Source organism: Lentiprolixibacter sp. (genome assembly GCF_982873095.1).
On record NZ_CEYNTP010000072.1, the window covers coordinates 1 to 11419 of the forward strand.

Annotated in this window: 7 protein-coding genes; 4 read left to right on the top strand and 3 right to left on the bottom strand. The window is 46.7% G+C overall.

Going from position 1 to position 11419, the window contains the following annotated elements:
* The 3 genes from fusA to rpsL form a co-directional block, all read right to left on the bottom strand.
* The coding region (fusA, locus tag AC4E7D_RS06195) for an elongation factor G (protein ID WP_490172944.1) at window positions 1-1856 on the bottom strand (1856 nt) is incomplete at its 3' end.
* 8 nt (window positions 1857-1864) lie between these two features.
* On the bottom strand, window positions 1865-2341 hold the full coding sequence (gene rpsG, locus AC4E7D_RS06200) for a 30S ribosomal protein S7 (protein ID WP_490172945.1): 477 nt from the start codon (window positions 2339-2341) through the stop codon (window positions 1865-1867).
* 18 nt (window positions 2342-2359) lie between these two features.
* Window positions 2360-2734 carry a 30S ribosomal protein S12 gene (gene rpsL, locus AC4E7D_RS06205; protein ID WP_266015220.1) on the bottom strand — a complete coding sequence of 125 codons (375 nt, stop codon included), beginning with the start codon at window positions 2732-2734 and terminating at the stop codon, window positions 2360-2362.
* A gap of 486 nt (window positions 2735-3220) precedes the next feature.
* On the opposite strand from rpsL, the gene AC4E7D_RS06210 reads away from it, so the two are divergent.
* The 4 genes from AC4E7D_RS06210 to AC4E7D_RS06225 form a co-directional block, all read left to right on the top strand.
* On the top strand, window positions 3221-6466 hold the full coding sequence (locus tag AC4E7D_RS06210) for a SusC/RagA family TonB-linked outer membrane protein (protein WP_490172946.1): 3246 nt from the start codon (window positions 3221-3223) through the stop codon (window positions 6464-6466).
* A gap of 27 nt (window positions 6467-6493) precedes the next feature.
* Window positions 6494-8167: a SusD/RagB family nutrient-binding outer membrane lipoprotein gene (locus tag AC4E7D_RS06215; RefSeq protein ID WP_490172947.1), complete on the top strand. Its 1674-nt coding sequence runs from the start codon at window positions 6494-6496 to the stop codon at window positions 8165-8167.
* A gap of 12 nt (window positions 8168-8179) precedes the next feature.
* Window positions 8180-9073 carry a hypothetical protein gene (locus AC4E7D_RS06220; RefSeq protein ID WP_490172948.1) on the top strand — a complete coding sequence of 298 codons (894 nt, stop codon included), beginning with the start codon at window positions 8180-8182 and terminating at the stop codon, window positions 9071-9073.
* A gap of 165 nt (window positions 9074-9238) precedes the next feature.
* A partial coding sequence (locus AC4E7D_RS06225; protein ID WP_490172949.1) for an FG-GAP-like repeat-containing protein occupies window positions 9239-11419 on the top strand: 2181 nt, incomplete at its 3' end.

Genomic DNA, 11419 nt, shown 5'->3' on the forward strand with positions numbered 1-11419 from the left:
TTCATAATGGGCTCCATCAGCACCGATCTGGCTGCCTTAGCTGCCGTCTTGTATCCCATTTTGGCAGCGAGCTCGAAGGAAAGCGAATCTGAATCCACCGGGTGGAACGAACCATCCTTCAGGGTGATCTTCATGCTGTCCATCTCAAAGCCAGCCAATGGGCCGTTCTTCATGGCTTCCTTAAAGCCCTTCTCTACAGAAGGAATATATTCTTTAGGAATATTACCGCCCTTGATCTCGTTGACAAAAACAAGGCCCGATTCTTCGCCTTCAACAGGCTCCATGGTAAATACAATATCTGCGAATTTACCGCGGCCACCCGTTTGCTTTTTATATACCTCACGGTGGTCGGCCGCCCTGGTAATGGCTTCTTTGTATTCTACCTGGGGTTGTCCCTGGTTCACATCCACCTTGAACTCACGCTTGAGGCGGTCCACGATGATATCCAGGTGCAACTCACCCATACCCGATATGATGGTCTGCCCGGAGGCTTCATCCGTCTTCACCTGGAAGGTGGGATCTTCTTCAGCCAGTTTGGCCAGAGCCATACCCAGCTTATCCACATCGGCCTTGGTCTTGGGCTCCACAGCGATACCAATAACCGGATCCGGGAAGATCATGCTTTCCAGGATAATCGGGTGCTTCTCATCAGAAAGGGTGTCCCCGGTCTTGATGTCCTTAAAGCCAACCGCTGCCCCAATATCTCCTGCTGAGATCGACTCAACGGCGTTTTGCTTGTTGGAGTGCATCTGGTAGATCCTGGAGATACGCTCTTTATTTCCGGAACGATTGTTCAAAACATAGGATCCCGCATCCAGCTTACCCGAATATGCACGGAAGAAAGCCAGCCTTCCTACAAATGGATCTGTGGCAATTTTAAATGCCAGGGCAGAGAAGGGTTCCTTTATGTCTGGTTTACGGCTAATTTCATTACCGGTATTGGGATCGGTACCCACTATAGCTTCCTTGTCCAATGGAGAGGGAAGGTATCGGCATACAGCATCCAGCAGGAACTGGACCCCTTTGTTCTTAAATGCAGAACCACAGATCATTGGGATAATACTCATATCCATAACCGCGGCTCTCAGGGCAGCGTGCACTTCGTCTTCTGTAATGGAGTTCTCGTCTTCAAAGAATTTCTCCATCAAATTTTCATCGTATTCAGCAACTGCCTCGATAAGGTTGGCCCTGTATTCGTGAACCTCATCCTCCATTTCAGCAGGAATATCGATCACGTCGAATGTAGACCCCATATCTTCTTCATGCCATACAATGGCACGGTTCTTTACCAAATCCACAATCCCTTTGAAATCGGCTTCTTCCCCAATGGGCAGTACAATTGGTACAGCATTGGATTTCAGCATGTCCTTCACCTGGTTGCATACCGCAAGGAAGTTGGAACCCTGACGGTCCATCTTGTTAACAAAGCCCATTCGCGGTACTTTGTAGTTATCGGCAAGCCTCCAGTTGGTTTCTGATTGGGGTTCCACACCGTCCACGGCACTGAAAAGGAATACCAGACCATCCAGTACACGCAGGGATCGGTTTACCTCAACGGTAAAATCCACGTGGCCGGGAGTATCAATAATATTGAAATGATACGGTTTGGATTCCGGAGTCATCTGTCCGTTACTTGTAGGGAAGTTCCAGGTACAGGTGGTAGCAGCAGAAGTAATGGTAATACCTCTTTCCTGCTCCTGTGCCATCCAGTCCATAGTGGCGGCACCATCGTGCACCTCCCCTATCTTATGACTTACCCCTGTATAGAAAAGGATACGCTCCGTAGTGGTGGTCTTACCGGCATCGATATGCGCGGCAATCCCGATATTTCTTGTGTATTTTAAATCTCTAGCCATTTTTGAAATTAAAATCTGAAGTGAGAGAAAGCTTTGTTCGCTTCGGCCATTTTGTGGGTATCCACCCGCTTTTTAACTGCCGCGCCTTCCTCACGGGAAGCCGCCAGGATTTCTGCAGCCAGTTTCTGGGCCATTGATTTTTCATTTCGTTTGCGTGCAAAACTGATCAACCATTTCATTGCGGTTGATATTTTGCGGTCTGGTCGGATCTGCATAGGAATCTGGAAGGTAGCTCCACCCACCCTTCGGCTGCGCACCTCTACGTGTGGCATCACATTGGATAAGGCGTCTTTCCAGATCTCAACGCCGGATTTCTCTTCATCCGTTTTGCGCTGCTCCACGATATCTATGGCATCGTAGAATATTTTGAAGGCAACCGACTTCTTCCCGTCCCACATCAGCATGTTTACAAATCGCGTAACCAGCTGATCATTGAACCGTGGGTCTGGTAAAAGGGGCCTTTTCTTTGCCTGTCTTTTTCTCATCGTTCTTAATCGTTTACATTACTGTTTCGGACGTTTGGCACCGTACTTGGATCGCCTCTGGGTCCTGCCAGCCACACCGGCAGTATCCAAAGCGCCACGTACAATATGGTACCTTACCCCTGGTAAGTCCTTAACCCTTCCGCCTCTAACCAATACTATCGAGTGCTCCTGTAAGTTGTGCCCTTCGCCCGGGATGTATGCGTTCACCTCTTTTCCGTTCGTCAACCTTACCCGCGCTACTTTTCGCATAGCCGAGTTTGGTTTCTTCGGTGTAGTGGTGTATACCCGCGTACAAACCCCTCGTCGCTGGGGACACGAATCCAAAGCAGCCGATTTACTCTTCTTGGTAATTGTGGCCCTTCCTTTTCGTACTAATTGTGAAATTGTTGGCATACGTTATTATATGTGTAAAATCTACCCTCGTTTAAGGGCTGGCAAATGTACTAATAATTCGTTATAATTCAAATGCCTTGGAATTTATTTTATGTGAAAATTAAATTTCCATGAAATGAGCAATGATCAGATCGGGAGGCCAGGTCACTATGAAAAGTATACCTTATTATATATAGGGGACAAGAAGCGGTTAGATTGCGGATATAATTAAGCGGGTATCCCGGCGTGATTATTTAATTTTAACAGTACTCCAATTGTCCTGCATATTTGACAATTCTCATGAGCTACTTCTTCCACTTCGACAATTTCAAGCGGCATTTTTTGATTTATATGTAATTTTTCCTGACAGGCGCAGTCTAGTCGTGCAGAAAATGCGAAGTCCTGTCCTCAAGGCGCCATTTCCTTCTTAAAGTTTTATTAAAATAAGTTTGGATTATTAACATGAAATTATGATTTTCGCATTTAGCTAATTCAAACAATTCAAAAATGAGAACAAATTTAAATGGAATCTTAACGCTGCTTTTGGCGTTTGTGGTGCATTTGTCATTTGCGCAGGAAAAGACGATTACTGGTACGGTAACGGACCAGGATGGTTTGCCTCTACCCGGGGTTAACATCGTCGTAGAGGGGACCACTACCGGTACCCAAACGGATTTTGATGGAAATTATGCCATTAGGGCTAGTGTAGGGCAAAGCCTTCTCTACTCCTACATCGGGCCAAGAGATGTCAGAAGAACAGTTGGCGCATCCGATGTGATTAATGTACAGATGGCGGAGGATGCCCAGGCCCTCGAAGAGGTAGTTGTGACGGCACAGGGTATTAAGAGAGAAAAACGAGCGCTGGGTTATGCAGTGACTTCTGTAGGTTCTGAACAATTGGAGAGCAGGACAGAAGGAGATGTCGCCCGGGTACTTTCCGGAAAAGCAGCCGGGGTTCAGATTACCGCTGCAGGGGGTGCTTCTGGTTCGGCGACCAACGTAACTATTCGTGGTCTCAGTTCCTTTACCGGAGGAAACCAGGCCTTGTTTATTGTTGACGGGGTACCTTTCAGTAATGACACCAACGCAACCGGTAGTTTTATTGGAGGTAACACAGGTTCTTCACGTTTCCTTGATATTGACCCGAACAACATTGCCAGTGTGGAAGTGTTGAAAGGTCTGGCTGCAGCTACGCTGTATGGTACGCAAGGACGAAACGGGGTGATCCTGATTACTACAAAAGCAGGTGCGGCTACAGGTGGAGCGAAGAAAACGGAAATTACCGTTAACCAGTCGTTCTTCACCAACGAATTCGCTTCTGCTCCTGATTATCAGGATTCTTATGGTAACGGATTTGACCAGGCGTTTGGTTGGTTCTTCAGTAACTGGGGGCCCAGCTTTGACCGTAACGGTGTTGCAGGATGGGGGAACCCAAATGCTTTTGCTTCTCGTTGGGGGCTTCAGCAGGATGGTACTATCAACCACCCTTACTCCGTAACCAGTGTACAGAAAACGAGGGATGCTTTCCCGGAACTTCAGGATGCGCGGTACGCGTGGAGGCCTTACAATTCAGTTGAGAATTTCTTTAAGCCTGGATTCGTTCTCAATACCTCTGTTAATGCAGCAGGGGGATCTGAAGACGGTAAAACAGCCTTTAATATTAACGTAGGGTACCTGCAGGATGAAGGGTTTACACCCGGCAACTCCCTGAACAGGGCCAACGTTTCTATAGGTGGACGTGCAGAACTTACCAACAAGTTTACGATCAGTGGAGCCATGAACTACTCCAGAACGGATTACCGAACACCTCCGATTGCCTCCAGTAGGGGTAACGGAACGGATGGTCTTTCTGTTTATGGTAACGTACTGTTTACACCGCGATCCGTGGACCTTATGGGGCTGCCATTTGAAAACCCTATTGACGGATCCAGTGTATACTACCGTAATGGTAACGATATTATCAACCCACGTTGGACAGCCAAGAACGTAACCTATCGTCAGCTGACCAACCGCTTCTTCTGGAATGCACAGTTGAACTACGCCTTGAATGACAACCTGAACGTTAACTGGAGAACAGGTCTGGATTTCTACAACGAGCGTAATATCAACGGTTCCAACAAAGGTGGGGTTGAATTTAACCAGGCGATCTTCGGATTCCTTGACACTTACGATAACAACAACACCATCTGGGAGCACTTCTTTTCTATCAACGGGGATTACGACCTCTCAGAGAAAATGGGGCTGACCTTCACAGCTGGTGCTACTTCCCGTCAGGATTTCTATGACAGGAGTGGGGTGGCCAGTACCGGTCAGATCGTATTCGGAATCAAAAGGCACTTCAACTTTGAAAACCAGACACCCATCCAATTTTCTCAGAAAAGGAACATTGTGGGGCTGCTGGGACAGGCCACTCTGGATTACGACAACATGTTGTTCCTGAACCTGTCTGCAAGGACAGACTGGGTATCTAACCTTTCTTCCGAAAACAACAACGCCACGTATCCTGGTGTTAGTGTTTCCTTCCTGCCGACAACAGCTTTCGACGGGTTGAGAACGGATAACGGAATCAACTTCCTTAAAGTTAGGGCCAGTTACGGTACTTCTGCCAACTTCCCAACAGGATATCCGACTATCAATGTAGTGGAGCAAAACACATTGGTATACGGTGAAGGTGGTGAGGTTACTACAAACCAGATCGACAACTTCCGTGCTAACCCGGACTTAAAGCCTGAGGTTCTTGAGGAATATGAAGTGGGTATTGAATCTCGCTTGTGGCAAAACAGGATTTCCCTTGACCTTACGTATTTTGACAGAAGGACGAACGACCTTATTGTAAGGGAGCCACTGCCTCCTTCTTCAGGTTTCTCTTTCACACAGAGTAACATCGGGGAGATCAGCAACAAAGGTTTTGAAGCTGACTTAGGTATGGACATCTTCAACGGCGAGGACTTCAGCTGGAATTCACGGGTGAACTTCTTTACCAACGACGAGGTGGTTACCGAGCAGGATCAGGATTTCATTGCCTATGCAGGTAGTTTAGCTGTAGGAGGTGGACTCTTCAGAGGATCCAACGCAGCGATCGAAGGGGAATCACTAGGTACTATTGTAGGTACGGCTATTGCCCGAGATGCTGATGGCAACTTCCTGGTTAACGCTGGTGGTAGCTATGTGGTAGCTGAGCAGGACCTGGATGGTAATGTACCCATCATCGGGGATGCAATTCCAGACTATACAATGAACTTTATCAACACCCTTCGCTATAAGAATTGGAACCTTGGTTTCCAGATCAACCACGTGAAAGGTGGGGACATGCTTTCCAGTACAGTAGCTGTATTGCTGGGTAGGGGTCTTATCGTAGAAACGGAAGACCGTTTGAACACCTACGTTTTACCAGGTGTACAACAAGCTACAGGTGAAACGAATACTAGGCAGATCAATAACTCTACCTACTTCTTCAGCAACCTGTTGTTCGGTCCTACTGAGACAAGGATTTACGATGCTTCTGTAATTCGTTTGCAGGAACTTTCACTGGGATACACTTTCCCATCCAAGTTCTTAGACAAGACCCCATTTGGATCGCTTTCCATCACTGCCCAAGGATTCAACCTGTGGTACGATGCATACAATATGCCTGATGGTGCTAACTTTGATCCAAACGTACAGGGTGTAGGTATTGGTAACGGTCGAGGCTTCGACTTTATCAACGGACCGAGTTCAAGAAGGTATGGGATTAGTATTAAAGCTTCATTCTAATAAAAATTGTTAATGATTTCAGACATTATGAAACGAGTATTAAAATATATAACCGTTGTCTTGATCGCAGGAGGCTTTATCTCATCCTGTGAAACAACAGACCTGGACTTGAGAGTAAGTCCAAATGACCTTGCCGCGGACCAGGCAGATCCTAATTTGTTGTTGAATGCCATTCAATTGGCCTATGCTTCAAATATGGATGATTTGAATGATCTTGGTGCCGAGGTAACACGAATCGACTATATGTTTGGTCGAGATTATTTCAACAACTACTCCGGGGCTACCCTTAATGGAGTATGGTCGCGTACCTACAGTAGTGGGGGTACCATACCCGGTGACTTTGTAAGTGCAGGTATCTGGACCAACGTAGATGCCCTTATCGCCATTGATGCGGAGAGTGATATCGACTATTCCTTCCACATTGGTGTGGGACAGGCGCTGAAAGCACACATGCTTATGCTTATCACGGATTATATTGGTGGTGCTGTATTGACACAGGCCGCTAACCCGTCTGAGTTTCCACAGCCTATCTTCGATGATGGACCAACCGTTTATGCGGGAGCCCTTGCTCTGCTGGATGAAGCCGAAAGCCGTTTAACCGGTGCAAGTGCTACTCCTGGTGTTACAGACCTCTTTTACGGGGGAGATACTGACAAGTGGATCAAACTGATCAACACTTTGAGATTGAAAGCGTACCAGACCACTAACAATGTATCTGCCTTTAACGCGGTCATTGCAGGTGGTAATTTCATCTCCGACAACGCAGATGACTTTGAATTCCAGTACGGGGTTAGTGAATTGCAACCAGACACACGTCACCCTGATTTTGCAGCTGACTATACGCCCAGTGGTGCGAATATCTACCAGTCTAACTGGATTATGAATGAAATGCTTGTAAAGGGTGATCCAAGGATCAGGTACTACTTCTACCGACAGGTAGATGCCACTCCTGGTGCAGATGCTCCGCCAGATGAAGAGACATTGGCGTGTTCCCTTGAAGTTCCGCCATTACACTGGACGGATGGAGGTTTCACTATCTACTGTAGTGTGCCCAATGGCTACTGGGGAAGATCTCATGGTAACGACCAGGGTACACCTCCGGATAACTTTACCCGGACAGCTGTAGGAGTTTATCCTGCTGGTGGGCGCTTTGATGACAGTAGCTTTGGCAATGTAGGATTAGGCCTTGGTGGTGCTGGTGCAGGTATTGAACCTATTATCCTGGCTTCCTATGTAGACTTCTGGAGAGGCGATATGGCGGCTTCTGACGCAGATAAGGCCAACTTCCTGAGGGCTGGACTGGAAAAGCATATCGAGAAGGTACAAGGATTTGGTGCCCTTGATGGTAATGCTGACCTGTCTTTTGAGCCAGATGGTGCTGATGTAACGGCCTATATTGACGGTGTAGTTGCTGACTTTAACGCAGCTACAGGCGATGACAAAGAGAACATCTTTGCAGAACAATACTGGATTACCCTGTACGGAGGTGCAGCCGAATCCTACAATTACTATCGCAAGACAGGTTATCCGACTACCTTGATTCCTAACTGGGAATTAGATCCAGGACCGTTCCCAAGAACCTTCCTGTTCCCTCAAAATGAGGTAATCACGAATCCTAATCTGTCTCAACGTACAGATATGACCACGCAGGTGTTCTGGGATACTAATCCTCCAAGTCCAACATTCCCACCAGCTAACTAAAAAAGAAGAACAATGAAAAAGTTTATAAATAGAATATTAGTAACCTTGGGTGCCGGATTGCTCATTACATTCACGGCATGCGAAGAAGGCGACAAAGTGTTTGATGATATCAGAGATCAGGAACAACGTGGAGCTATTCTGAGAACCATTGAGATAATTGAGGCTGAAGCCTTGTATGACGTGGGTAACCAGGTCATCTCAGGTGGTGGATTTTCTGTAGTCCTCGAAGAACAAGACCAGGAAGGTGGTGATTTACTCTCCTCTGTAGACGTTTATATCGGATTCCGCGATAACACTGCTGGAGGTACCGACAATGACAGGGACGAAGTATTATCAGGTTCTATACCAGCCTCAGCCTTTGCTGCTGGAGAATTTGGACTCCCCAGAGTTTCCTATTCAATAACTGCAGCTGAAATGCAGACTGCATTGGGATTGAGCGGAGACCAGATTTTCGGAGGAGACCAGTTTACGATTCGTTTTGAATTGAACCTTACTGATGGTAGAAGCTTTTCAAGCGATGACAATACGGGTACCCTTACCCAGTCATTCTTCCGTTCTCCCTTCCTCTACACCACAAACGTAGTATGTGCTCCTTCAGTACCTACTGCCGGTGACTGGACATTTGATCTGCAAGATTCCTACGGCGACGGATGGAATGGTGCAAGTCTTACGGTAACCATAGATGGTACGGCTACTGAGGTAGGCCTTGACTCTGGTTCTGGTGCTCAGGTAATCGTTAATGTACCTGCAGGGTCAGAAGTTATTTCTATCGTATATAACTCCGGAGCCTGGGATTCAGAAGTTACCTTCCAGGTTACTTCTGCTAACGGAAATACCGTTCTGGACCTCGGTCCTAACCCACCGGCCGGAGAAGAACTCTTGGATTACTGTCCAAATAACCTATAACAAAACTCATTTTGTTAAAAAAAGGCCCAAACAATGTTTGGGCTTTTTTTATTGCCGGCCTCTAACTAACAGGAGGGTAATTGGCAGCTGCCACCAAATTGCATTACCAAATTCCTTATTTTTGTAATCCTCAGCCCAATGAAGAACTGACAATAGTAGAACTCCATGACAAGCGCTGAATTGACTCCTATTTTAGCGAGAATGATAGAACGCATGCAAAAATATTGGCCGTTTTCTCTTATTGCTCTTGTACTCCTTGTTTCCTGTCAGCAGGATAAAAGCGAATCCGACAACAAGACGGCTTACGGTGCACCTGAAAAGGCTACAGTGCCCGTATTTGAAAAAATCAACAGCAGCCACAGCAAAATCTACTTTGAAAATGCGATTACGGAAGATCTCACCACCCTGGAAAACCTCTTCAATTTTGATTATTTCTACAACGGGGCTGGCGTGGGGATTGAAGACCTCAACAACGACGGCTTAGAGGACATCGTGTTTTGTGGCAACCAGGTGAATAACAGGATCTTTATCAATAAAGGGGACCTGGTTTTCGAAGATATTACTGAAAATTCAGGGATCAATACGGGTAAGCAATGGTCTAATGGGGTTACTTTCCTGGATATCAACCAGGACAACTGGATGGATATCTATATCTCCCAGGGAGGCCCCAACAAACGCCTGCAACGTAAAAACTTGTTATTCATTAATCAAAAGGACGGCACCTTCAGTGAAGAGGCAGAAGCCTATGGCCTCGCTGATATGGGCATCAGTACACAGTCTGCTTTCTTTGACTACGACCAGGATGGTGACCTGGACTGTATCGTCATGAACGAAAATGAATTATATGGGGTAGATCCTATCACCCTCTACCAAATGATCGAAGGGAACGAGGAATACGTTAGGTTTAATAGTTCCCGCTTGTACAGAAATGACGACGGAAAATTTACAGACGTAACCACCGAGGCCGGACTGGAACGTCCCATTTTCGGTTTGGGATTGGTGGTAAGTGACTTTAATACAGATGGTCTTTTGGATATTTATATAGCGAGTGACTATTATATCCCGGATGCCCTGTTTATCAATAATGGGAACGGAACCTTTACTGACCGAATTAAAGCGTACACCCAGCAAATCTCCTTCTATGGAATGGGGATTGACGTAGCCGATGTGGACAACAACGGGATGCAGGACATTTTTGTCCTCGATATGGCCTCCAGTGACCATTACCGGTCCAAAACGCTGATGGCTTCGATGAACACAGACCGTTTCAATTTCCTCGTGAATACGGCCGGTTTTCACCATCAGTACATGTTCAATTCCCTGCAGCTCAATATAGGGAACAATCTGTACAATAATATTTCCCAGCTTACGGAAATGGCCAATACAGATTGGAGCTGGTCCGTACTAATGAACGATTATGACCTGGATGGCGACAAAGACGTTTACATAACCAACGGCTACCGCCGCTATGCCCTGGACAACGATCTGCAACAGCAGGTTTTTGAAGCGCGGCAGCGCTACCGCAACCAGGTACCCATGGAAGTGAAAACCCAGCTATACAATGCCATGCCTTCCGAAAAACTGCCGAATATCATGTATCGGAATGACGGGCAATTGGAATTCAAGAACGTAGCTGAACAGTGGGGCATGGGTGAACCTACCTTCTCCAACGGAGCTGCCCTGGGTGACCTGGATAATGACGGGGACCTGGATGTAGTGGTTAATAATATGGACAATAACGCCTTCCTGTATAAAAATCGCGCCGTCGAGGAGGGATTAGGCAATTATATCAAGGTTAAGCTGGAGGCCGGAACCTCCGAACCTTTTGCAAGGGTCATTCTTAAAGATGAGGGTAAGTTGCAAATGGTAGAAACCAAAAGAGTAAGGGGGTATAGGTCGGCCCACAGTCCTTTTGCCCATTTTGGGATCGGAAAGGCCGAAACAGTGGATACCCTCCGTGTGGAATGGCCTGATGGAAGGATCGAAGAACGGTACAACGTTGCTGCAAACAGTACGCTGGAGTTTAATAGCAACGATGCTCAGAGGATCGCGTCTTCATTCTCCCAGGATCCGCTCTTTGCACAGCTGGATCCAGGAAGTATTAACCTGGACTTTGCACACAAGGAAAATGAGTATGACGATTTCAATAAAGAAATACTACTGCCTTACAAACAATCTAATTTTGGGCCCAGTATAGCCAAAGCAGATGTCAATGGTGACGGAAAAGAAGACCTTTACATAGGAGGGGCTGCCGGGCAAGCGGGTCAGCTATTTATACAAACTAACAGTTCTTTCAGGCCTGTCGCAACAAAAGCCTTCGATGAGGATTCGGGACATGAGGATATG